Annotated in this window: 19 protein-coding genes; 18 read left to right on the top strand and 1 reads right to left on the bottom strand. The window is 60.4% G+C overall.

Annotated elements, in window-relative coordinates:
* Positions 1–183 precede the first annotated feature (183 nt).
* The 10 genes from AB5Y84_RS12635 to AB5Y84_RS12590 all read left to right on the top strand — a co-directional run bounded on the left by AB5Y84_RS12635 (position 184) and on the right by AB5Y84_RS12590 (position 10,432).
* A complete protein-coding gene (locus tag AB5Y84_RS12635; RefSeq protein ID WP_005337747.1) occupies positions 184–444 on the top strand; it encodes a GNAT family N-acetyltransferase in 261 nt (86 codons plus the stop codon).
* Positions 431–1,021, top strand: a complete 591-nt coding sequence (locus tag AB5Y84_RS12630; RefSeq protein ID WP_368177072.1) for a nucleotidyltransferase family protein — start codon at positions 431–433, stop codon at positions 1,019–1,021. Before AB5Y84_RS12635 ends, AB5Y84_RS12630 begins: the two co-directional genes overlap by 14 nt.
* A 71-nt stretch (positions 1,022–1,092) precedes the next feature.
* Entirely contained in the window at positions 1,093–2,916 is a 1,824-nt protein-coding gene (locus AB5Y84_RS12625) for a SulP family inorganic anion transporter (protein WP_139477705.1), read from the top strand.
* A 121-nt stretch (positions 2,917–3,037) separates the two neighbouring features.
* A complete protein-coding gene (locus AB5Y84_RS12620) occupies positions 3,038–4,399 on the top strand; it encodes an MATE family efflux transporter (protein WP_368177071.1) in 1,362 nt (453 codons plus the stop codon).
* Positions 4,396–5,007 carry a hypothetical protein gene (locus AB5Y84_RS12615; protein WP_005337761.1) on the top strand — a complete coding sequence of 204 codons (612 nt, stop codon included), beginning with the start codon at positions 4,396–4,398 and terminating at the stop codon, positions 5,005–5,007. Before AB5Y84_RS12620 ends, AB5Y84_RS12615 begins: the two co-directional genes overlap by 4 nt.
* A 276-nt stretch (positions 5,008–5,283) precedes the next feature.
* Positions 5,284–5,499, top strand: coding sequence for a YdcH family protein (locus AB5Y84_RS12610; protein WP_005337763.1), 216 nt, complete (start codon positions 5,284–5,286; stop codon positions 5,497–5,499).
* A 162-nt stretch (positions 5,500–5,661) separates the two neighbouring features.
* Entirely contained in the window at positions 5,662–6,855 is a 1,194-nt protein-coding gene (locus AB5Y84_RS12605) for an extracellular solute-binding protein (RefSeq protein ID WP_368177070.1), read from the top strand.
* A complete protein-coding gene (locus AB5Y84_RS12600; protein WP_368177069.1) occupies positions 6,852–8,990 on the top strand; it encodes a diguanylate cyclase in 2,139 nt (712 codons plus the stop codon). The genes AB5Y84_RS12605 and AB5Y84_RS12600 overlap by 4 nt, the downstream gene beginning before the upstream one ends.
* Positions 8,991–9,129: 139 nt before the next feature.
* Positions 9,130–9,789: a YceH family protein gene (locus AB5Y84_RS12595; protein ID WP_368177068.1), complete on the top strand. Its 660-nt coding sequence runs from the start codon at positions 9,130–9,132 to the stop codon at positions 9,787–9,789.
* Between the two features lie 85 nt (positions 9,790–9,874).
* A complete protein-coding gene (locus AB5Y84_RS12590; protein ID WP_368177067.1) occupies positions 9,875–10,432 on the top strand; it encodes a HutD family protein in 558 nt (185 codons plus the stop codon).
* A gap of 115 nt (positions 10,433–10,547) precedes the next feature.
* On the opposite strand, the gene azu is transcribed toward AB5Y84_RS12590, so the two are convergent.
* Complete coding sequence (gene azu / locus AB5Y84_RS12585) at positions 10,548–10,988, bottom strand: azurin (protein WP_005337768.1); 441 nt, start codon at positions 10,986–10,988, stop codon at positions 10,548–10,550.
* A gap of 335 nt (positions 10,989–11,323) precedes the next feature.
* Here azu and AB5Y84_RS12580 point away from each other — a divergent pair, with 335 nt between their 5' ends.
* From AB5Y84_RS12580 to AB5Y84_RS12545, 8 genes are all read left to right on the top strand, one after another.
* Positions 11,324–12,370, top strand: a complete 1,047-nt coding sequence (locus tag AB5Y84_RS12580; protein ID WP_368177066.1) for an FAD:protein FMN transferase — start codon at positions 11,324–11,326, stop codon at positions 12,368–12,370.
* Between the two features lie 159 nt (positions 12,371–12,529).
* Positions 12,530–14,176 carry a tetratricopeptide repeat protein gene (locus AB5Y84_RS12575; protein WP_368177065.1) on the top strand — a complete coding sequence of 549 codons (1,647 nt, stop codon included), beginning with the start codon at positions 12,530–12,532 and terminating at the stop codon, positions 14,174–14,176.
* Positions 14,177–14,242: 66 nt separating this feature from the next.
* On the top strand, positions 14,243–15,205 hold the full coding sequence (locus AB5Y84_RS12570) for an ion channel (RefSeq protein WP_005353221.1): 963 nt from the start codon (positions 14,243–14,245) through the stop codon (positions 15,203–15,205).
* Between the two features lie 115 nt (positions 15,206–15,320).
* Positions 15,321–16,127: an exodeoxyribonuclease III gene (gene xthA / locus AB5Y84_RS12565; protein ID WP_201907987.1), complete on the top strand. Its 807-nt coding sequence runs from the start codon at positions 15,321–15,323 to the stop codon at positions 16,125–16,127.
* Positions 16,128–16,524: 397 nt separating this feature from the next.
* Entirely contained in the window at positions 16,525–17,724 is a 1,200-nt protein-coding gene (locus AB5Y84_RS12560; RefSeq protein ID WP_005353223.1) for an efflux RND transporter periplasmic adaptor subunit, read from the top strand.
* Between the two features lie 9 nt (positions 17,725–17,733).
* Positions 17,734–20,844, top strand: a complete 3,111-nt coding sequence (locus AB5Y84_RS12555; RefSeq protein WP_368177064.1) for an efflux RND transporter permease subunit — start codon at positions 17,734–17,736, stop codon at positions 20,842–20,844.
* 116 nt (positions 20,845–20,960) lie between these two features.
* Positions 20,961–21,713, top strand: coding sequence for a substrate-binding periplasmic protein (locus AB5Y84_RS12550; RefSeq protein ID WP_368177063.1), 753 nt, complete (start codon positions 20,961–20,963; stop codon positions 21,711–21,713).
* A 57-nt stretch (positions 21,714–21,770) separates the two neighbouring features.
* Positions 21,771–22,271 (top strand): hypothetical protein, encoded by a 501-nt coding sequence (locus AB5Y84_RS12545; RefSeq protein ID WP_368177062.1) that lies wholly within the window; start codon positions 21,771–21,773, stop codon positions 22,269–22,271.
* The last annotated feature ends 117 nt before the right edge of the window (positions 22,272–22,388 follow it).

Genomic DNA, 22,388 nt, shown 5'->3' with positions numbered 1-22,388 from the left:
TCTTGTGCTGACACTAACGCGGTGCCCGACTCACCATCGGGCACCTTGATCTACATCGAGATATCGATGCGCCCTCTGTCAAAGGGGGATGATATTGACCACGGGCTCTCATTATCTGTTCTATACCTTGGCTAACAGTTATGTTGTGCCGAGAGACCCAACTTTATGCCAGAGGTGCCCACCATGAGCGACATCATCCATCAGGCCAACCAGCAGCAGTTCATCTGTATGGTGGAGGGGAAAGAGTCGAGACTGCGCTACCGGCGGCTCGACGCCAAGACCATCGACGCCTACAGCACCTTCGTGCCCCCCGAGCTGCGGGTGCAGGGGATTGCCGATCAGCTGGCGCGCGCCTTCTTCAACTGGACTCAGGCGGAGGGGCTCACTATAGTGCCGAGCTGCCGCTACATTGATGTCTGGTTACGCCGCAATGCCAACAACTGAACCTCTGAACTCCGCCCTCGAACAGCAATTCCAAGCCAAAACAGAAGCCCTGCTGCGGGCCGATCCGCAGCGGATAGCCTGCCTGCAAGCCGCGGCCGAGCTCAATCTGCCCGACTGGGCGCTGGGGGCCGGTTTTATCCGCAACCTCATCTGGGATCACCTTCACCACAAGGCGGTGCCCACCCCGCTCAACGATATCGACCTTATCTATCTCGATAAAACCGATCCGCAAGGGCTGGCTGAAGCGGAGCACGAAGCTTGGCTCGCCAAACGGCTGCCCGGCCAGCAGTGGGAGGTGCGCAATCAGGCTCGCATGCACACGCGGCAGCTGGTGGCGCCGTTTGCCAACAGCCTTGAGGCGCTCAGCCACTGGGTTGAAGTGCCCACCTGCATCGGCGTGCGCCTGAATCAGGATGGCGAGTTCGAGTGGCTCGCTCCCTACGGCTTTGCCATCAACTGGTCGCTGCAAGTGAGTGCCAACCCCAGATGTCGCCAGGACAAACAGATTTTTACCCTGCGCATCAAGGAGAAACGCTGGCAGGCTATCTGGCCTGACCTTCAGGTAAACTGGCCATAACCTGATTGCAATCTTTCGATAACCTTGGGCACACTAGGGGAAAAGCTGGTTGTAACTCAATGGGTTAAATAATGCGCGACTTCTTCTCTCTCGAACGCTGGCTACCGGGCCTCGCCGCCCTGCTGCATTACCAGCACGCCTGGTTGATGCCAGATCTTCGCGCCGGACTCTCGGTGGCGGCAGTGGCGCTGCCCGTCGCCATCGCCTATGCCGAGCTTGCCGGGGTGGGTGCCATCGTCGGTCTCTACTCCTGTATCCTGCCCATGCTGGTCTACGCCCTGTTCGGCACCTCCCGCCAGCTGATCGTCGGCCCTGATGCCGCCACCTGTGCGGTCATCGCCGCCGTGGTGACGCCGCTGGCCGCAGGCGACCCAACCCGTCACTGGCAACTGGTGATGACCATGACCGCCATGACCGGCTTCTGGTGCCTGATTGCCAGCCGCTTCAAGCTGGGAGTGCTGGCGGACTTTCTCTCCCGCCCCATCCTGATGGGGCTGCTCAATGGTGTGGCCATCACCATCATGGTGGGCCAGCTCTCCAAGATCTTCGGCTTCACTTTCAGCGAACGTTACCTCATCGAGCGGATCGCCAGCGGGGCTACCTATATTACCCAGACCCATCTGCCGACCCTGGCCATGAGTCTGGTGGCCCTGCTCACCCTGCTGCTGGCCAAGCGCTACAAACCGGCATGGCCCTCCTCCATGGTGGCCATGGTGGTGACCGCTGCGCTGGTGTGGGGCTTTAATCTCGGCCAGTTTGATATCGCCACCCTGGGGACGGTGGGCTCCGGCCTGCCCGCGTTCCAGATGCCGGAATTTCCTCCCGGCCTGATGCGGGAGCTGGTGCTGCCCGCCCTTAACCTGGCCATGGTGAGCTTCGTCTCCATGATGCTGACCGCCCGCAGCTTTGCCGCCAAAAACGGCTATGAGATCGACGCGGACAAGGAGTTTCGGGCCCTCGGTATGGCCAACCTCGCCTCCGCAGTCTCCCAGGGTTTCGCCATCAGTGGCGCGGATTCGCGCACTGCGGTCAACGACGCCAACGGCGGCAAGAGCCAGCTGGTCTCCATCATCGCAGCGGCGGTGATCGCCCTCATCACCTTCTATCTGACGGCGCCGCTCAAATACATCCCGACCGCCGCCCTCGGGGTGGTACTGGTGATGGCCTCCCTGTCGCTCACCGATTTTCGTGGCCTCTGGGCCCTGCGTCATTCCGATCGCTCCGCCTTCTGGCTGGCGCTGGTCACCTTTATCAGCGTGCTTACCATGGGGGTGATCCCCGGGATCACCCTCGCCGTGTTGCTGGGGCTGTTCCAGTTCCTGCGCAATGTGATGCGCCCCACCGATCAGCTGCTCGGCATGGATGACGAGGGGGTGGTGCGCACCCTGGGAGACAACGAACAGGCCAAGGCGATCCCGGGTATTCTGGTCTATCGCTTCAACTCGCCGCTCACCTACTTCAATGCCCCCTACTTCAAACGGCGGGTGCTGGCCCTGCTGGTACAGGATCCCCGAGCCCCCAAGTGTCTGGTGATCGATGCGGTCGCCTGCTTCACCCATCAGGACATCAGCGTGATGAGCATGGTGGGGGAGCTGCACAAGGAGCTGAAACGGCGCGGCATCCATATGGTGATGGCGGGTCGCCACGGCCAGATGACCCACTGGCTAAAGCAAGCGGGCGTGCGGGTGGGCGATGAAGGGATCATCCTCTGCCCCGACATGTATCAGGCTCTGCGCCTGACTCGCTGCTACCGCGAGCCGGTGTTCAAGGATGATGCGGTGGTGGAGAGCACCACAGATGCCATCCGCTCAAATTGGCCACAGGATGATGCCCTCCCGGACTCGGCTCGCCTCACCCTGCCAAGCGAACAGGAGGCGGGCGCCACGCCTGCCTGATCCCTTGGCCTGCTCCCCTGGCCGGTGCAATCCTGCACAAGGATTGCACCGGCCTTGGCCTTGGTGTTAAATGCGCCCCCAGAGGGCACTCCCCCGTACCCTCCCAGCTGTTGGACATGCCATGCAATCTCAATCCCACGCAGGCCCGGGCACGCTCTTTGCGCTGACCTGGCCGCTCTTTATCGATCTCGCCCTGCACTTTCTGACCGGCGCCCTCAATACCTTCATGGTGGGTCACGTCTCCTATCAGGGAGTGGCCGCGCTGGCGGTCGGCAATCAGGTGTTCGATCTCGCCATCACATTGTTCAGCTTCGTCAGCATCGGTACCAGCGTGGTGATCACCCAGTATCTGGGGGCGGGCGATCGGGAGAAAAGCCGGGTGGTGATCCACACCGCTATCGGCTTCAACCTGCTGATCGGTCTGGTGGCCGCCATAGGCGTGATGGCGGGGGCCAGCACCATGCTGGCGCTGATGAACCTGCCTGCCAATCTGATGAGCGACGGGACGCTTTACTTGCAGATCATCGGTCTCTGCCTGTTACCGGAAGCGGCAGCCCTCTGTCTGGCAGCCACCCTGCGCGCTCACGGCCACACCCGTCAGGCGATGTATGTGACCCTCATCGTCAACCTCATCACCTTCGTCGGCAACCTGCTGCTGCTCTACGGCTGGTTCGGCCTGCCCCAGCTTGGTGTCGCCGGTGTCGCCATCAGCACGGTCGCGGGCCGACTGGTCGGCGTGGTGCTGCTGGTGTGGCTGGTAGCACGCAAGACCGGCATTCGACTAGTGGTACGCGCTATCGTCCACCCCAGCCGGGAGATGCTGGGCAAGGTGCTCCATATCGGCCTGCCGGCGGCAGGGGAGAACCTCTCCTGGATGCTGCAGTTTATGGTGGTGACAGCCTTTGTCGGACTGCTGGGGGACAAGGCGCTGGCAACCCAATCCTACTTCTTCCAGATCTGCCTGTTTATCCTGCTGTTTGGCCTCTCCATCGGCCTTGGCAACGAGATCATCATCGGCCATCTGGCGGGGGCCAGACAGTTCGATCGCGCCTATCAGCAGCTGCTCAAGAGCCTCAAGCTGGGGCTGGCGGTCACCTGCGTCATCGCCGTGGCGGCGGCCCTCAACGGCCGCACCATCATCAGCCTCTTTACCGATGATGCCGACATCATCACCCAGGTGGCGCAACTGTTTCTTATCAGCCTTATCCTCGAGCCCGGCCGCACCTTCAATCTGGTGGTGATCAACGCCCTGCGGGCCACCGGGGATGCCCGTTTCCCCCTCTACATGGCGTTGCTCTCCATGTGGGGAATTGCCGTGCCACTATCCTATTTCCTCGGTATCATGCAGGGTTATGGACTGGTCGGTATCTGGCTGGCGCTGGCCTGCGACGAGTGGGTGCGCGGTCTGGCTATGTTCTGGCGCTGGCGCAGTCGTCGCTGGCAAAACAAAATTCTTGTTGAAACAAAAGCGGAATCACAATGAAGAAGATAGGACTCTTGCTGGCTGCCATCCTGCTCAGCCCCCTGGCCATGGCACAAACTGCCCCTGCCGCTCCCAAGGCTCAAGCCACCCAGACCTGGTATGTGGCCCCCATCGCCATCGATGAAACCAGCGACGCCCAGAAGGCGCTGACCAAGGACTTCATGGCCCAGATGATCAAGACCATCAAGATCAACGAGTACCAGACCGGCAAGGCGGTGGGCAACACCAAAAAGCCCAAGTGGCTGATCCGCACCAAGCTGATCCCCGCCAGCAACGAGCCGCTGGTCGGCAAGAAACACCCGCAGGGTCTCACCTACGGCAAGGGCAATCCGACCCAGGAGATCGTCGGCGAGCTGTTGATGAACGGCACCCTGGTAGCCCACATCGGCCAGGGCTGGCGCGAGCCTATCGTCCCGGGCACGCCGGTGGCTGACAAACTCTCCATCGCCAACTATCGCTACGCCATCGGTGATCAGGCCAAGTCGGCGGATCTGGAGGAGCTGGCGGCCCAGATTGGCTTTGAAGCGGGCAAGGTGATCCACCGCGATGGCAAGCCGCTACCCGAGAAGAAAAAGAAAAAAGAGCAGGCGGACGAAGAGAAAGAGTAACGTTGCCTGCATCCATAAAAAGGGGCCACTCGGCCCCTTTTTTGATCCTGCGCCCTCACGCCAACACTGCCCCTGTTGTGACTTGTCGCACAGTTTGGCTCACCATTCAGATTGACAAATCACTTATCTTGTTTTGATTCAACAAGTTATAAATATCCCGCCGAATACTCCAAATCATTGCCCCCAAATCCGATCAGGATCACATTTATCCCCGGCACTAAGGGGTAGCTTTGGTCTTACAGGCACAATCAAACGAAACCAAGGAGGCTCCATTACATGTTCCCAGAGTACAGAGAACTCATCTCGAAACTGAAGAGCAGTGATGTCCATTTCCAGAAGAAGTTTGACTTGCACAACGACCTGGATGCGGAGATTAGAAAGTTGGAAAAGCATCACGCCAGCGACTATAGCGCCGAGGTGAGAGATCTGAAAAAACAGAAACTCAAACTGAAAGAGGAGATATACGACATCCTCAAACAACATCCACAATAGATGCCTCGAAGAATATGCGGATAAGCAATTTATCCCCCAGCCCGGCCCACGCGCCGGGCTTTTTGTTGTTTCAGTCAATTAGTTGACACCCGAGCCTACCGTTCTTGCCGGTAGTTTGTTACATTTTTCCCTTGGAATTCAGGGAATAACGGTGATGATAACATGAGCAGAAAACGATCTTTTTATCATCTCTTGCTGCTTTGCCTGTTCACATTGAGCCACCCCCTGCAGGCTCAGGAGCCTGAACTGGAGCTGTGGCACTCCCAGCAGGCCGGTTACGTGATCGACGACGTGATCGCCCGCTTCAATCAGGAGGGGAACCACAGAGTGCGGGTCACCCAGATTGAGCCGGGCAAGATCAAGGCGGATCTCCTGCTGGCAGCTCAGGCCAGGGGGCTGCCCGACCTGATGCTGATCCCCTCCGATTTTATCGGCCTCTATCGCCAGATGACCCTCGCCCCCCTCCCGGCCGAGTGGTTTTCCCCCGCGCTAATGGCCAGTGCCTTGCGTTATGTCACCCTGGATCGGCAACGCTGGGGCATGCCCATGATGCAGGGCAACCATCTGATGCTGTTTTACAACAAGGCGCTGGTCTCGACTCCGGTGACCCAATGGCAGCAACTGACTGCTATCACCCCGGCCCTCAAGGCCAAGGGGGTCTACCCCGTCAGCTGGCCCTATCACGACATGTACTACTTCGCCGCCTTTTTACACACCTTTGGCGGCTCGCCGGTGACCGAAGGGCGCATCACCCTCGACAGCCCGGCCATGGTGCAGGCACTGGAGGCCTACCGCACCGTCGCCAGCGAACAGTGGGTCGATCCCGAGTGCGACTATGACACCGCCCTCGCCCGCTTCAATGAGGGCAAGAGCGCCTACCTCATCAATGGGGACTGGGCCTTCAACGATCTGGTGAAGAACATGGGGGATAAGCTGGGCGTTGCCCTGCTGCCCCGCTGGCAAAGCCATCCCATGCACTCCATGAGCGGCGCCTACGTGATGGGAGCCTCCCGCTGGGCGATGGATGATGAGGATCGGCAACCCGTCATCAAGGCACTGATGGCCTTTATCCAGCGTCAGGATATTCAGCAGTTCATCTATCATCAGGGGGCGCTGCTGCCGGTCAATCAGCAGGCTTTTACCGCCATCAGCCGCCGTCCCACGCCTCAGGAAAAAGTGCTGCTGGAACAGTTCACCCTCAGTACCCCCATGCCCTCCGACAGCGCCATGTCCATCGCCTGGCAAGCGATGGAGAAAGGGTTCGAGCGCTTTAAAGAGGGGATCAGTGCCGCCGACACCGCCCGCTATATGCAGCAGCTGGCCGATCTGCAGTACCGGCAGGTCAAAGCACCATGAAACATCGCACCTTTCGGCTCGGCCCGACCCTCATCATCATCCTGTTCACCGTCGCCCTGCTGCCGGCGCTGCTGGCCAGCACTGTGTTGCTGATCCGTCAGCACCAGATCATCGCCCAGAGCGAGCAGTCGCAGCTGGAGCGAGCCCTCACCAGCATGACCCGCGAGGCCCGCTTTCGCAGCGAGCTGATCGGCACCCAGCTCAATCAGCTCAGCCAGGATCGGGTACTCCATCAGGCCCTCGACAACTTTCTCTTCTCCAGCCATGCCCGGCTGGCGCTGGCCACCTTTGTCAAATCCAACAGCCTGCTCACCTCGGCCTACCTCATCGATGACAAGGGGTTGGTGGTGGAGTACATCAATGGCCAGGCCTCCCACCTCGAATCGAGCAACCTGATGCCGCAGCTGATGGCCTGGGGCAAGACCCGCGAGGCAAAACAGGGCAAGCATCTGCTGCTCCCCGTCAATGATCCCGTACTGGTCGACGACATGGAGCAAAACCGCAGTGGCGGGCTGGCGCTGGTGGCCCCCATCTATCGCAACCACCAGCGAGCAGGGGTGATGCAGACCCCTTCCGGCTTCGTGATGACCATTCTCCCCTGGCGGCAGATGGCCCAGTTGCTGGAACCCTATCTCAAGGGAAGCGAATATCTGGTGATCTCCCAGGGCGAGAACCGTCTCTACGAAGGGGCTCACCAGAGCGCCAACGCCATGGATGACAGGGAGCCAAGCAAGATGGCGCAGCCCCTGGCCATTGGCTGGCCCCAGCTGGAGCAGGAGATCACCCCCACCATCACCCTCTACAGCTACAGCAATGACAGGGTCAGCGAGCTCAACAAATCCCAACAGCTGCTGACCGTCAGCATCGCCGTCATGTTGCTGCTGGTGGCCATCGGCTGCGTCTGGCTCACCCGCTGGCTCACCCGACCGCTGCGCTCGCTGGCCGCGCTGGTGCGCAGCTATGGCAAGGGCAATTACCAGCAACGGCAGGCGCCGCTGCGCTTTGTGGAGTACGACGAGGTGCGCCAGTTGCTACAGGAGATGGCCAGCACCATCTCGGATCAGGTGCGGGCGCTCTATCAACAAAATGAACAGCTGCAGCAGGCCAATAGCGAGAAAGAGGCCTTCAACCAGCGGCTGCTCGGCTTCAACGACGAACTGGAGCAAGAGGTTGCCTCGCAAACGACCGCCCTGCGCTCGGCCCTGAGCCGGGAGGAGCGCAGCCGCCATATCCTGCAATCCTGGTTGCAGTTCGGTCTGCACCAGCAGCTGGATATCGATATTGCCGAGCTGGCCAGCTCTGCCCTGCTGCAGCTCTCGCAGCTCTATCCCGGCCACCGCTGGGGACTGGTGATCCGCCGAGACGGGCAGCCCCACTACTCCCTGATCCAGGGGGTCGATGCCCCCTTGCGGGATGCCTTGCAGGAGAAACTGGTTCAACTGATGGATGAGGAGGTCAAACACTCCGAATGCCAGTGGGACAACGCACTCTGGAAGATCATGACCCTGCCCGGTAGCCAGAGCGGCGTGCTGTTTGGCTATCTGATGGTGAGCGCCGAAGGGCTGGAGTCCGAAGACAGGGCCATCTTGCGGCTGTTTGCAAAGCAGTTGGCGGTGGGCATCGAGGGGCGCCTCTTCACCGACGAGCTGGCGCGGGTGGCCCGCACCGACAACCTCACCGGGCTGCCCAACCGGCAGGCGTTCGAAGAGGCCTTCCACCACTATCAAGCAGTGCTGGCGCGCCATCCGGAGCGTCACCTCGCCCTCTTCATGCTCGACCTCAACGGCCTCAAGCGCACCAACGACCAGTATGGGCACGAGGCGGGCGATGCCCTGCTGATCCAGATGGCTCGCCAACTGCGCACCCTCTGCCGTCAGGATGAGAAGATTTTCCGTATCGGCGGCGACGAGTTCGTGCTGCTGGCGGAGGCGGATCACCTCGCCAGCCAGCAGCTGGCAGGCAGGTTGGAAGCAAGCCAGCAGCACGCCATTGTGCAGCATGGGGAGCACAGCTTCCCGCTGCGTTTTGCCATCGGCTGGAGCAGCAGCGACCAGACCCCGCTGGCGGAGCTGAGCCGGGTGGCGGACGACGCCATGTATGCCAATAAGGCGCGCTTCTATCAGGGGCAGCGATAAAAAGCGGAGGTCTGCGGCGTTGGCGAGCCTTTCGCCAACGCCCTGATCAGCTCGCAAAAATGGCGCGCAACGCTAGACGCGGCGCGGACCATGACTAAGATAGGGGCTCTTGATGTCTCGATTTGGAAGGGAGTAGGAAATGGAGTTAGTACTTGGCCCACTGGAAGCCCGCGTCATCGGCTGTCTGATTGAAAAAGAGATCTGCACCCCGGATCAATATCCCCTCTCCCTTAATGCACTGGTCAACGCCTGCAACCAGAAGAGCAACCGCGAGCCGGTGCTGGAGCTCTCCGAGCTCGATATCCGCGCCGTGGTAGACGAGCTGATCCGCAAGCGGCTGGTGGTCAACACCGCCGGCTTCAACGCCCGGGTTCCCCGCTACCAGCACAGATTCTGCAACACCGAATTTGGCGAGCTGAAATTCAGTGCCCAGGAGCTTGGCATCGTCTGTGAACTGCTGCTGCGCGGCCCGCAAACCCCGGGAGAGCTGCGCTCGCGCACCAACCGCCTCTGCAGCTTCGATGATGTCACCGAGGTGGATGCGGTGCTGACCCAGCTTATCGAGCGTGGCCCCTACGTGGTCAAGCTGCCGCGCGAGCCAGGCAAACGCGAATCCCGCTACGCCCACCTGTTTAGCGGCGAAGTGGATATTCCGGCGATGATGGATGCCGCTCCCGCCGCGGCCTATGCCTCCCCTGCCGCCGACCGTCTGAGCGAGCTGGAGCAGGAGGTAAACGAGCTCAAGAGCCGTCTCGCCGCCATGGAAGCGCGGCTGGCTGCGCTGGATGGTCAGGGCTGATCGCCTTTACCATCGCCAATCTCTATCAGGGAGCCGGGGCAGATGTCCCCGGCTCCCTGCGTTTTTTTATCGTGAGGAAGTGCCCGTGATCACCCTGATTAAAGAGTCTGACCACCATAAGATGCCCTGGAAAAACCAGCAGGGCACTACCAGCCAGATCCTCGTCTCCCCCAAGGGGAGCAGCCTTTCCAAACTCGACTTTGACTATCGACTGAGCTCGGCCCCCATCAAGAGCGCGGGTCCCTTCTCCCCCTTTCCCGGCTATCAGCGCATTTTGCTGCCGGTGAGCGGGGCAGGCTTTGTGCTCAACGGCCACCCCTACGCCACCTTCGAGGCGGCGCACTTTAGCGGCGATGAGGAGACCCACTGCGAGTTGCTGAAAAAAGAGGTGACCGATCTGGGGCTTATCTACCATCCGGATCGCATCAGCGCCAACGTGCGAGTGCTGAACCTCCCCTTCCCGCTGACCCTTACCCTCGAGCCAGAGAAGACCTACCTCTGTCACCTGCTGAGCGGCCAGCTGGCCGTGCAGGGCAAAGAGGTAGCCATCAACGAGACGCTGGTGGTGACCGGTGAAGAGAGCATTCACTTCGAATGCCAGAAGAAGACCGCCATCGCCTTCTTTACCCTGCAGGCCAAATAGCGCAAAAGTCGTCGGTGTGCAGTCATGCCAGGCCACACACAGACAGCAGAGATGAAAAAGCCGGGCAATCCCGGCTTTTTCTATTCAGGCGACCGGCTCGATGCCGGTAACCGCCTTAGTTGACCTTGAAGGAGCCCTTCATCATGGCGAAGTGGCCGGGGAAGGAGCAGAAGAAGGTGAGATCCTTGCCCGCCAGACCGTCGGTCTTGAAAGTGACGCTGCTGCTCTCGCCGCCGCCGATCAGCTTGGTGTGAGCCAGCACACGAGGATCATCCTTGGGCAGATAACCGTTCTCGGCCCCGGCGCTCATCCCGGCAGTTGCCACGGTCTGATAGTCGGCGGTGCTGGCCAGCACCCAGTTGTGCCCCATGGCGGTCACGGGCAGCTTGCCGGTATGGTTCAGGGTGACCGTCACCTCCTTGCAGGTGGCCGGCACGCTCATCTCTTTGAGGTTGTACTGCATGGCATCATTGCCTTCGATGACCAGTGCACACTCATCCGCCAGCACGGGGGCAGCCAGGGTACTCAGAAACAGCAGGGTAATCGCCTTTTTCATCATCTTCTCCTTTGATTGGCAATGGATGGCAACGACTTGGCGGATGCGGTGAACGCTTCGCAAAGATGCCGTCTAAATCGACTTTCATTTTACTCAATTGTCTTCAATCGGCTATGGCTTTTGGCCAAAGCTGCGGGCCAGGTCACCAGACGGTGCTCTACTCGCCACTCTCTCCCTCACGGATGGACGATACGACCCGCTCCCGCCACAGGTTCAAAACTGTTTAATTTTTTCTGCCCTTTTCCCTCCGATTACCCCTATCAGGGCTCGCCCGAAGGGCGCCCCTTGGCTAAGCTAGCGCCCCGATATGAACCTTCTCCAGATGAGAGCGCCGGATGATTGCGATAACCCCCGTGGCGGCCCTGCGCGGCCTGCTGCTGACCCTGCTGCTGGCGCTGGCCGGCTGCCAGCCCACCCCGCCTGCCCAGACCCGTATTCAGGGCAAGACCATGGGCACCTACTATGTGGTGACCCTGAGCGATAGCTACCCCGGTGGAGAGCCCGCCCTCAAAAGCGACGTAGAGAGCCTGCTGGCCCGGATGAACAAGGAGATCTCCACCTACGATCCGGGCTCGCTCATCTCCCGTTTCAATCAGGGGCCCGCCAACATCCCGTTTGCCATCCCGCCCGCCATGGCCATCATAGTCCAGCAGGGGATTGATGCCGGTAAGCTGACCAACGGCAAGCTGGATGTGACCGTGGGGCCACTGGTCAATCTGTGGGGCTTTGGCCCGGACAAACGGCCGGTCAAGCGGCCCGATGAGGCGGCCATCGCCGCCGCCCGCCACAAGGTGGGCATCGACAAGCTGACCCTGACCCCGCAAGGGGATCACTTCCTGCTCGAAAAAACGATCCCGGATCTCTATCTCGACCTCTCCACTCTCGGCGAAGGGGCCGCCTCTGACGAGATTGCCGCCCTGCTCGAAGGCAAGGGGGTACACAACTACCTGATCGAAGTGGCCGGTGCGGTGCGCAGCAAGGGCAACAACAGCAAGGGCTCGCCATGGAAAGTGGCCATCGTCGAACCCTCCGATCAGCCGGGAGCGTTTTCCGATATCGTCATCCCCAACGGCATGGCGCTCAGCACCGCGGGCAGCTATCGCAACTACTACGAGCTGGATGGCCAGCGTTACTCCCATATCATCGACCCCGCCACCGGCCAGCCGGTCACCCACAAGCTGGTCTCCGCCAGCGTCATCACCCCGACCGCGCTGGAGGCCGATGCCCTCGATACCGCGCTGATGGTGATGGGGCCTGAAGCGGGGATGACATTTGCCAAGCAGCACAAGCTGGCGGTCTATCTCATCATCAAGACCGAACAGGGGTTCAAGGCCGAGTACACGCCGCAATTTGCTCCCTATCTGGCAGAGAAAAAACGGTGAGTTCAAGGCCCTGGCAACAGGGCCTTTTTCTTTCACTCATCGCGGGCAAAAGGCGGACAAACGGAGATGGTTCGCAATCGACAACTTGGCCAATTGCCTCTTCGGGCGCTTTGGTGGCACACTTTCTCCCATCAGCCCGCAGCGCCTCGACCCAGACAGATGCAGACACCTGAACAAGAGCCAGAAAAAAAGAGCCCAGCCAAGCCACAACGCATTCTGATGGTCAATGAGCAGCGCTCGTTTCAGGTGATGATGAAGGCGATGCTGCTCAATCTGGGTATCAGCAACATCACCTACTCCAATACCGCCGAGGATGCGCGGCGCCGCTGCCAGAAGGGCAGTTTCGACATCTATCTCATCGATTACGATCTGGGGGTTGGCGAGAATGGCCGCCAGTTGCTCGAAAGCCTGCGCGACAAAGACCTGATCCCGCCCCAGAGCGTGGTGATCATGGTGAGTGGCGACAGCTCCCGCGCCATGGTACTGAGCGCGCTGGAAGCCGAGCCCGACGAATACCTGATGAAGCCCTTCTCTCAGGAGCAGTTCTCGTTTCGCTTGAAGCGTGCCCTCGCTCGGCGCAACGCCCTGGCCAGCGTCTTTACCGCGCTGGCCGATGACAATCTGGCAGCGCTCATTACCGCCTGTGCCGAGCGGGCCGATGCGGTGCCCCGTTTTGCCAACTACTGCCGCTGCCTGCAGGCCGATACCCACCTCAAGCTGGGTCAGGCGCAGGAAGCACGCGCCCTGATGCGCCAGCTGCTGGCCGGGCAGGAGAACAGCTGGGCCCGCCTGACACTGGGCAAGGCCTGCAACACCCTGGGGCTCCACGAAGAGGCGGTCAGCCATCTGCAGGCGACCCTCAAAAATACCCCGCTGATGGTGGAGGCTCACCTCTGGCTGGCAGAATCCCTGCTGGCCCTTGGCAATGACGAGCAGGCGCAGCAGGAGCTCAGACGGGCGGTGGATATCTCCCCCCAGTCGGTGCAACTCTCCCGTCGGCTGGCGGAGGTTTGCCTGCAGCGCCACGACTACGCCCAGGCCAAGGATGTGCTGATGTCGCTGATCGACCTGTCGCGCAACTCGATCCATCGCACGCCCCATTATCTGGGGGCCTATATCCAGACCCTGACCCTCTACGCCCTCAATAGCAACGACAGCTACCACATCGCCAACCTGCAAAAGCAGGTCAATTCTGCCCTGTCGCGCATTCGCGATTCGCTGATGATGTCGGAGTTCAACTACCCGGTGTTCGAGCAGATCTGTCAGGCCCGGGTGCAGATTGCGCTGGGTGAGTTGCTCAAGGGCAAGAAGATGCTCTATCGCGCCAATCAGAACTGGCTCGATGAACCGGCCACCATGCCCCCCGCCCTGCTTGGTGAGACCATCCTCGCCCTCTATCAGCTCGGCGAGTTTGAATATGCCGAAAGCCTGCAGGGGCTGCTGGCGGAGGACGAAGATCGGCTGCTCACCACCTGCATTCAGGCAACCCGGGATGACAAGACGGTGCTGGAGCGACGTCAGCGCTACCAGCAGCTCAACGATCTGGGGATCAAGGCCTATCAGAGCGGCGAGCTGGAGCAGGCCCTCGGCCATTTTCGCGAGGCCCTGCGCCGTGCTCCCGCCAATACCGGTGCGGCTCTCAACAAGATCCAGGTGCTGCTGCAACTGATGCAGAAAAACCGCAAGAGCCCGGAGTTTGGTGCCGAGTGCAAAGACACCCTGGACGTGCTCGACGGCATCCCCCTCAACCCGGCCCAGCAGGAGCGTTTTCGCAAGCTGCATCAGGAGTTCAACCAGTTCAGCTAAGACGCCGCCGCGCCCCCTTTTCCCCGCCTATGCTGAAACCAGTTCGGCAATGCGAGGGAAATGAAGATGGCGATGTGTCGTTATCTGGTGGCCGATGGCCGCCACTGCAGTGAAGAGGCTGGCGAGCACGATCTCTGCCACTGGCATGATCCCCACCATACCCATCAGGAAGCCCACACCGCCGAGGCACTTGAACAGTACGTTCGCGCAGGCGGACTCTGCCACGGCCTGCAGCTGTCACGGGCCAATCTGGCGGGTCTCAATCTGGTCAACAAGGAGTCCGATCAGGGATTTTTGCTGGAGCAGTGCAACCTCTATCGCGCCAACCTGCGCGGTGGTCACCTCTACGGCCTGCGCATGAAGGGCGGCAGCCTGATGAAGGCCGATCTCAGTGATGCCAACCTCCAGTGCGCCACCCTCGATGACGTCAACCTGCTCGGCATCCGCTGGCACAACACCCGGCTCGACAACATGCAGACCGGCAAACGGGTGATGCAGGATCGCAAGGGGCGCCGCGAACGGGATCCCAAACAGGCGCGCATCTGGTTCAAGGAGGCGGAAGAGACCTACCGGGATCTGCGCAAAGCCTCCGAGGCACAGGGGATTTTCACCATGTCCGGCAACTATATCCAGCAGGAGCTCACCATGCGCCGCCTGCAACTGCCGTTCTGGTCGACCCAGCGCTTCACCTCCTGGGTGGTCGATCTCTTCTGCGGCTATGGCGAGGCTCCGATGCGGGTGGTGCTCTTCTCGTTGCTGCTCATCTTTATCTGCAGCATTTTTTACTTCTTCTGCGGACTGCATTTTCAGGGCGAGCACCTCATCTACCAGCCCGGTGCCCCGCTCGAGCAAAATGCCATCTTCCTGCTCGAATGCCTCTACTACAGCGTGGTCACCTTCACCACATTGGGGTACGGCGACTTCACTCCGGTCGGGCTCTCCAGGATCTTCGCCGCCTTTGAAGCCTTTACCGGCAGCTTCACGCTGGCGCTGTTTGTGGTGGTATTCGTCAAAAAGATGACCCGCTGACACCTCTGCCCACCCCGCGGTGCCTGCCACTGACGCAGGCCCGCGGCCAAACTTGCATCCACCGCCGATTCCTAGTCCAATAGCCACTTATAAAAATGACATGAGCATCCCGGACATGAAGATCATCTCTTTCAATATCAACGGCCTGCGCGCCCGTCTGCACCAGCTGCAAGCCATCATCGACAAGCACCAGCCCGATGTGATCGGCCTGCAGGAGATCAAGGTGCACGATGAAGCATTCCCGCTGGCCGATGTGGAGGCCATGGGCTATCACGTGGAGTTTCACGGCCAGAAGGCCCACTACGGGGTTGCCATCATGAGCAAGCAGAAGCCGGTCAAGGTGGAGAAAGGCTTCCCCACCGATGACGAAGAGGCCCAGCGCCGGATGATCATGGCCACCTTCGAGCGCGAAGACGGCTCCCTCATCAAGGTGATGAACGGCTACTTCCCGCAGGGTGAAAGCCAGGATCACGAGACCAAGTTCCCGGCCAAGCAGAAGTTCTACGAGGATCTGCAGCACTACCTCGAGACCAACCACACCTCGGACGACCAGCTGGTGCTGATCGGGGATATGAATATCTCCCCCACCGATCTCGACATCGGCATCGGCGAGGCAAACCGCAAACGCTGGCTGCGGGATGGCAAATGCTCCTTCCTGCCCATCGAGCGCGAATGGATGGAGCGACTGAAAGGGTTCGGCCTGACCGACACCTTCCGCGCCGCCAACCCCACCGAGTGCGAGCGTTTCTCCTGGTTTGACTACCGCTCCAAGGGCTTTGACGAGAACCGCGGCCTGCGCATCGATCTCATCATGGCCTCCGACGCCCTCAAGGACAAGGTGACCGAGACCGGTATCGACTACGAGCTGCGCGGCATCGAGAAACCCTCCGACCACGCCCCCATCTGGGCCTGCTTTGCCTGATGCGGCGCAAGATTAACCGATGAGCCGCGACGAATTCGTAAACTGTGAAGCGGCTCGCGGTTGCCCGCGATAAAAGGGCGTAAAAAACCCATCCAGAAAAGGTGCCTTATGGCACCTTATTTTTTGCAGCAAGGAGTGGCTGGCGTGATACGGTTGCGAAGAGCCCTGGCCCGGGATGAACATCCCCGAAGCCCCCCGCCCATATCGGAAAAGTCAGACATTTTTCGTCAATCGGCAACCCTAATTGCCACTTTGAGAAGGTTGTGTTCAAGGTTGCCGCCCTATCATCTCCCATTCCAATCATAAAGAAGTTGTTTTTTTAATCATGAAGTTAATGATGTGTATGGAGAAACATGCTGAACGCAGCAGCCGAAATCGATCCAACAGGAGTGTGATGATGAAGGTGCCCAATGCCGGAAGAGAGGTTTACAAACGCAGCTTGCTGACCCTGGCGCTGATCAGTGGTCTGAGCGCCTGTGGCGGCGAGACGACCCAAACGGCCCAGACCATGCCCGCCGTCCCTGTGGTGGTCGCCGAGGTCAAGCTGACCGATGTGCCGCTCACCACCGAGATGGTGGGAGAGACCGCCGGTTTTCGCGAGATCGATGTGCGCTCCCGGGTCAGTGGCATCCTGCTCAAGCGCACTTATGTGGAAGGCCAGCCGGTTACCGCCGGTCAGGAGCTGTTTTTGATTGACCCTGAGCCCTACAAGGTGGCGCTGGAGCAGGCCAAGGGCACCCTGGCTCAGGAGCAGGCCCGTCTCAACAAGGCCCGTGCCGATCGGGATCGCATCATTCCCCTCTTCAAGCGTCAGGTGGTCAGTCGCAAGGACTATGACGACACCATCGCCAACTACGAAGCGGCCATCGCCAGCCATCAGGCCGCTCAGGCCAAGGTGAAAGAGGCGGAGCTCAACCTCAGCTACACCCAGGTGACCGCCCCCATCAACGGCATGGCGAGCAAGAGCTCCCAGTCCGAGGGGAGCCTTATCTCCACCAGCGGCGACAACGGCCTGCTCACTACCATCACCCAGTTTGATCCGCTCTACGTCAACTTCTCCTACTCGGAGCAGGATCGCCTCAACTTCGAAAACTCGGTAAAGAAAGGGGTGATTGAGGCGAAGGATGCCACCACCTGGCGCACCCATATCCGTCTGGCCGATGGCTCCCTCTACCCGGAGGCGGGCAAGCTCAACTTCTCCGACAACCGGGTCGATCCGCAGACCGGCACCATCCGTGCCCGGGCCATCTTCGACAACAAGGACGGCGTACTGCTGCCGGGCCAGTTTGTCCGCATGACCATCGATCTGGGCACCCGCAAAAACGCCATCGTGGTGCCGCCGCGCGCCATCGTCCAGTCCCAGGCTGACCGCATGGTGATGGTGGTCGATGCCGACAACAAGGTAGTGCCCCGTCCGGTGACCCTGGGCGCGGCAGTCGACTCCGGCGTGCTGATCGAGAGCGGCCTGCAGGCAGGTGAGCGCTATATCGTCGAAGGCTTGATGAAGGCTCGCCCCGGCGCCGTGGTAAAACCTGTCTCTGCCGACGAGATGAAGGCGATCACCGGCAAGGTGGTCAGCCAGTCTGCGGCCAAGTAAGGAGCCCGTATGTTTTCCAAGTTCTTCATAGAACGCCCCATCTTCGCCAGCGTGATTTCGATCATTATCGTGCTGGGCGGGTTGGCGGCGATGCGGGCGCTCCCCATCGAGCAATATCCCCAGATCACCCCGCCGGTGGTCTCGGTCACGGCGTTTTATCCGGGCGCAACCCCGGAGGTGATCTCCCAGACCGTGGCAGCGCCGCTGGAGCAGCAGATCAACGGCGTCGAGCGGATGATCTACATGCAGTCGGGGTCGGCCTCCAACGGCCAGATGAACCTCAACGTCTACTTCGAGATCGGCACCGATCCGGATCAGGCCACCATCAACGTCAACAACCGGGTCTCGGCCGCCATGGCCCAGCTGCCGGAAGAGGTGAAAAAGCAGGGGGTGACGGTCAAGAAGAAATCGACCTCCATCCTGCAGGTGGTCACCCTCCAGTCACCGAACGGCTCGTTTGATACCACCTATCTGTCGAACTACGCCCTGCTCAACATCATCGACGAGCTCAAGCGGATTCCCGGCATCGGTGATACCACCTTGTTTGGCGGTACCGACTATGCGATGCGTATCTGGCTGCGGCCGGATCGACTGGCCCAGCTCGAGCTCACCCCGAGCGACGTGATCGGCGCCATTCGCGAACAGAACACCCAGTTCGCGGCGGGCAAGATCGGTGCCCAACCCACCACGGCCCCCATCGACTTCACCTACACGGTGCAGACCAAGGGGCGCCTTGAGGATGTGAAGGAGTTCCAGAACATCATCGTCCGCTCCATGCCCGATGGCTCCAAGATCCGGGTCCGCGATGTCGCCCGGGTCGAGCTGGGGGGCAAGGATTATGATCTGGTCGCCCGCGCCAACGGCAAACCGGCCATCGGTATCGCCACCTATCTGCAACCGGGCGCCAACGCCGTCGCGGTTGCCGATGCGGTACACGCCACCATGGAGCGACTCAAGGAGCGCTTCCCGCAGGATATCGAGTACCAGATCCCCTACGACACTACCGAGTTCGTGAAGATCTCCATCGAAGAGGTGGTACACACCCTGTTCGAGGCGATCGTACTGGTGTTCGTGGTGGTCTATCTGTTCCTGCAAAACTTCCGCGCCACCCTGATCCCCTGTATCGCGGTGCCGGTGTCGCTCATCGGGACCTTCGCCGGCATGCTGGTGCTCGGTTTCTCCATCAACCTGCTGACCCTGTTTGGCATGGTGCTTGCCATCGGCATCGTGGTGGATGACGCCATCGTGGTGCTCGAGAACGTCGAGCGGATCATGAGCGAGAAGAAGTGCTCCGCCAAGGAGGCTGCCATCCTCGCCATGCAGGAGGTCTCCGGTCCGGTGGTCGCCATCGTGCTGGTGCTCTGCGCCGTGTTCCTGCCGGTCGCCTTTATGGGCGGCATGACCGGGGTGATGTACAAACAGTTCGCCATCACGGTCGCGGTCTCGGTCGCCATCTCCGGTCTGGTGGCACTGACTCTCTCTCCGGCCCTCTGTGCCGTGTTGCTCAAAGAGGGACACCACAAACCGGCCCGCTTCTTCGTCTGGTTCAACGAAAAATTTGACCAGCTGACCCGCGGCTATGTACGGGGTGTGGCCTTCCTGAACCGTCGGGTGGGGGTCGCCTTTGCCATCATCGCCGTGCTGATCCTCTCCATCTACGGCCTCTTCCTGAAAGTGCCGGGCGAACTGGTACCGAACGAAGATCAGGGCTACCTCATCTCCGCCGTCATGCTGCCGGATGCCGCCGCGATGAGCCGGACCCAGGCGGTGGCGGATCAGTTCGACAAGATCGCCATGGCCAACCCCCATGTGAAGGATGTGATCACCTTCTCGGGCTTTGACATTCTCTCCAATGCCATCATCAGCAACAGCGGCATGACCTTCATTACCCTGAAGGACTGGAGTGAGCGTCAGGGGGCCGGGCAGGACTCCTTCTCGCTGGCCAAGACCTTCCAGGGCTTGAGCCTGATGGGGCTGGCGGATGGCTTTGTCGCCTCCTTCAACCCGCCTCCCATTCAGGGGATGTCCACCACAGGTGGCCTTGAGGCCTATCTGCAAAACCGTGGCACAGGCAACGCACAGGCCTTCTCCGGCGAAGTGCAGCGCTTCCTCGAAGCGGCCAAGGCGCGCCCGGAGTTTGCCAGCGTCACCAGCACCTACCGCGCCAACGTGCCGCAGGTCTATCTCGACCTGGATCGCGAAAAAGCCAAGGCGCTTGGGCTGCCCATCAACGCGGTGTTCGACACCATGCAAGCCACCTTCGGACAGGTCTATGTCAACGACTTCAACCAGTTCGGCCGTACCTACCGGGTGCAGTTGCAATCCGAGGCAGACTATCGCGCCAAGAAGAGCGATATCCGCAATGTCTATGTCCGCTCCGACAAGGGGGAGATGATCCCGCTCAGCAGTCTGGTGACGGTGCGGGATGCCACCGGCCCCGAACTGGTCGAACGCTTCAACATCTTCCAGGCCGCCAAGATCATGGCCCAGCCCGCCCCAGGCTACAGTTCGGGTCAAGCCATCGCCGCGCTGGAAGAGGTCTCCAATGAGGCTCTTGGCAACGACGCCAAGCTGGAGTGGACCGGCTCCGCCTATCAGGAGAAAGCGGCCGCAGGCAGCGCTGGTATGGCCTTTGGTTTCGGTATCGTGATGATCTTCCTCATTCTGGCCGCCCAGTATGAACGCTGGAGCCTGCCGTTTGCGGTGATCACCGCCGTACCGTTCGCCCTGTTCGGTGCCCTGCTCGCCACCTGGCTGGTGGGGCTGACCAACAACGTCTACTTCCAGATCGGGCTGGTGACCCTGGTCGGCCTTGCCGCCAAGAACGCTATCCTGATCGTGGAGTTCGCGGTGATGAAGCACGAAGAGGGGATGAGCCTCATCGAGTCGGCACTGGAGGCGGCGCGCCTGCGTTTCCGTCCTATCGTGATGACCTCGCTCGCCTTCATCCTCGGCTGTGTGCCGTTAGTCACCTCCAGCGGGGCCGGTGCGGCAAGCCGTCACGCCCTCGGCTGGCCGGTCATCGGCGGCATGCTGGCGGCCACCTTTATCGCCATCTTCTTTATCCCGCTCTTCTTCCGGCTCATCATGAAAGGGTCGGAGAAGCGCGCCAAGCCGTAACGCTCTCCACGGGCGTTCCACCGATAACAAACTACCCCCGCCCGTGCGGGGGTATTTTTTTGTCTGCGGTGTGCTTCAATGACACACATCGAGACTTTTTTGCACAGGATCCGGATATGCTGGCTCAGCTCTGGCTCGCGACGACCTTGACGACCACGACCCTCTCCGCCTGTGGTCATCACGATTATCCCCCCTGGAACTGGCTGAGCGATGGCAAGATCATCGGCGTTTGTGCCGAAGTAGTCAGTAGCCTCTATCAACGGTTGGGTTTCAACGTGGATCTCTCCTATGTGGGCCCCTGGGCCCGCTGTCAGCAGAAAGTGGCGAAAGGAGAGGTCGACATCAATATCTGTGCGCTGCGCAACGAAGAGAGAGCGCACTACTCCCGCTTTACCCGAACGCCTATGGCCATCAATGACATGGCGGTGTTCGTGCGCCAACCCGGAAGCCGCTTGCTGCAACGACGGGAGGACCTGACCGGATTGCGGGGCGCCATGATGATAGGCGTCAGCCTTGGCAGCGAAATGGATGATTTTTTGCAAGAGAATACCCGCATCTACAGGGTCAACTCCCTCAAGCAGGTATTTGGCCTGCTGGCCAGTGACCGGGTCGACTTCGTTCCTTACGGCCGCTCTTCCGGTCGCCTGTTTCTGAGCGAAAATTACCCGGACAGCGGGCTGGCTGATCTGCAGTGGCCACTGCAGCGTGGTGAACTCTATATTTCTGTTTCACTGCAATCTCCGCATCTTGGCACCCTCGAACAACTGGAGCCCATGTTGCAAGCGCCCGGCATGAGTCAATGGATAGACCAGTTGCTGGAAAAATACAGTGACCTCTACCTGCAACAGCAGCGCCAGCAGAAGCCTTGACCTTCTCCTGCGAGCAAGGTTTAGAGTTTGGCAACTTGCCCCCTAAGGATGCCCGGATTGTCACTCACCCAGCTTGCTGCAAGATTGCCCTCAGTTGCTCTGGCCCGGCTATTGCTGGCGCTGCTGCTCGTCTGCAATCTGACTCTCTGCATCAGCTGGCATGGTTCTCCCCTCTCCTCCGAGCCGACCCCAAGCAGCGCCCAATCGATGGTGATGTTCGATTCATCCATGGCGATGGCGGATGGCGATATCTCTCATGTAATGCCCGCGATGGATCACCCGGGCGATGTCATGCCCCTCTCCTGCCATCAGGGAGACGAGGGGTCGGCCATGGGCGATGAGTGCCAGATGCAGACAGGCATCAATGCCCCCTCCTTCGGCGCGATGACTCTGCTTGGGGTACTGGTCGCTCTGCTGCTCTTTCCCTTGCTACTTGGCAACAACGTCGCAGCGTCACTGCTTGATAACTGGTTGCGGGATCCCTTCCTGCGCTCGCGCGGTACTCACCCTCCCTCCTGGCCGCGCCGACATCTGATGCTGTCGGTGTTACGCCACTAGAAAGTCCTTCTCTTGCGGCAGCGACAAGCCTCGGCTTGTCCGTTTTCTGCCGCCTTGCCTGACCCTGTGCCCCAGCCAAACCGGCCCGCTCACAGGGAGCCGTGCGCACTGATACAG

Source organism: Aeromonas sp. s11, from assembly GCF_040907945.1.
GTDB lineage: Bacteria > Pseudomonadota > Gammaproteobacteria > Enterobacterales > Aeromonadaceae > Aeromonas > Aeromonas veronii.
Note: the sequence above shows the minus strand (reverse complement) of the source record. Positions and strands in the feature narration are given on the sequence as shown.

Bases quoted from the DNA above. Each gene is read 5' to 3' on its own strand.
- AB5Y84_RS12630 (WP_368177072.1), top strand. From the start codon at position 431: ATGCCAACAACTGAACCTCTGAACTCCGCCCTCGAACAGCAATTCCAA.
- AB5Y84_RS12570 (WP_005353221.1), top strand. From the start codon at position 14,243: ATGGCGATGTGTCGTTATCTGGTGGCCGATGGCCGCCACTGCAGTGAA.
- AB5Y84_RS12605 (WP_368177070.1), top strand. From the start codon at position 5,662: ATGAGCAGAAAACGATCTTTTTATCATCTCTTGCTGCTTTGCCTGTTC.
- azu (WP_005337768.1), bottom strand. From the start codon at position 10,988: ATGAAAAAGGCGATTACCCTGCTGTTTCTGAGTACCCTGGCTGCCCCC.
- AB5Y84_RS12580 (WP_368177066.1), top strand. From the start codon at position 11,324: ATGATTGCGATAACCCCCGTGGCGGCCCTGCGCGGCCTGCTGCTGACC.
- AB5Y84_RS12560 (WP_005353223.1), top strand. From the start codon at position 16,525: ATGAAGGTGCCCAATGCCGGAAGAGAGGTTTACAAACGCAGCTTGCTG.
- AB5Y84_RS12600 (WP_368177069.1), top strand. From the start codon at position 6,852: ATGAAACATCGCACCTTTCGGCTCGGCCCGACCCTCATCATCATCCTG.
- AB5Y84_RS12635 (WP_005337747.1), top strand. From the start codon at position 184: ATGAGCGACATCATCCATCAGGCCAACCAGCAGCAGTTCATCTGTATG.
- AB5Y84_RS12610 (WP_005337763.1), top strand. From the start codon at position 5,284: ATGTTCCCAGAGTACAGAGAACTCATCTCGAAACTGAAGAGCAGTGAT.
- AB5Y84_RS12550 (WP_368177063.1), top strand. From the start codon at position 20,961: ATGCTGGCTCAGCTCTGGCTCGCGACGACCTTGACGACCACGACCCTC.
- xthA (WP_201907987.1), top strand. From the start codon at position 15,321: ATGAAGATCATCTCTTTCAATATCAACGGCCTGCGCGCCCGTCTGCAC.
- AB5Y84_RS12620 (WP_368177071.1), top strand. From the start codon at position 3,038: ATGCAATCTCAATCCCACGCAGGCCCGGGCACGCTCTTTGCGCTGACC.
- AB5Y84_RS12615 (WP_005337761.1), top strand. From the start codon at position 4,396: ATGAAGAAGATAGGACTCTTGCTGGCTGCCATCCTGCTCAGCCCCCTG.
- AB5Y84_RS12555 (WP_368177064.1), top strand. From the start codon at position 17,734: ATGTTTTCCAAGTTCTTCATAGAACGCCCCATCTTCGCCAGCGTGATT.
- AB5Y84_RS12575 (WP_368177065.1), top strand. From the start codon at position 12,530: ATGCAGACACCTGAACAAGAGCCAGAAAAAAAGAGCCCAGCCAAGCCA.
- AB5Y84_RS12625 (WP_139477705.1), top strand. From the start codon at position 1,093: ATGCGCGACTTCTTCTCTCTCGAACGCTGGCTACCGGGCCTCGCCGCC.
- AB5Y84_RS12595 (WP_368177068.1), top strand. From the start codon at position 9,130: ATGGAGTTAGTACTTGGCCCACTGGAAGCCCGCGTCATCGGCTGTCTG.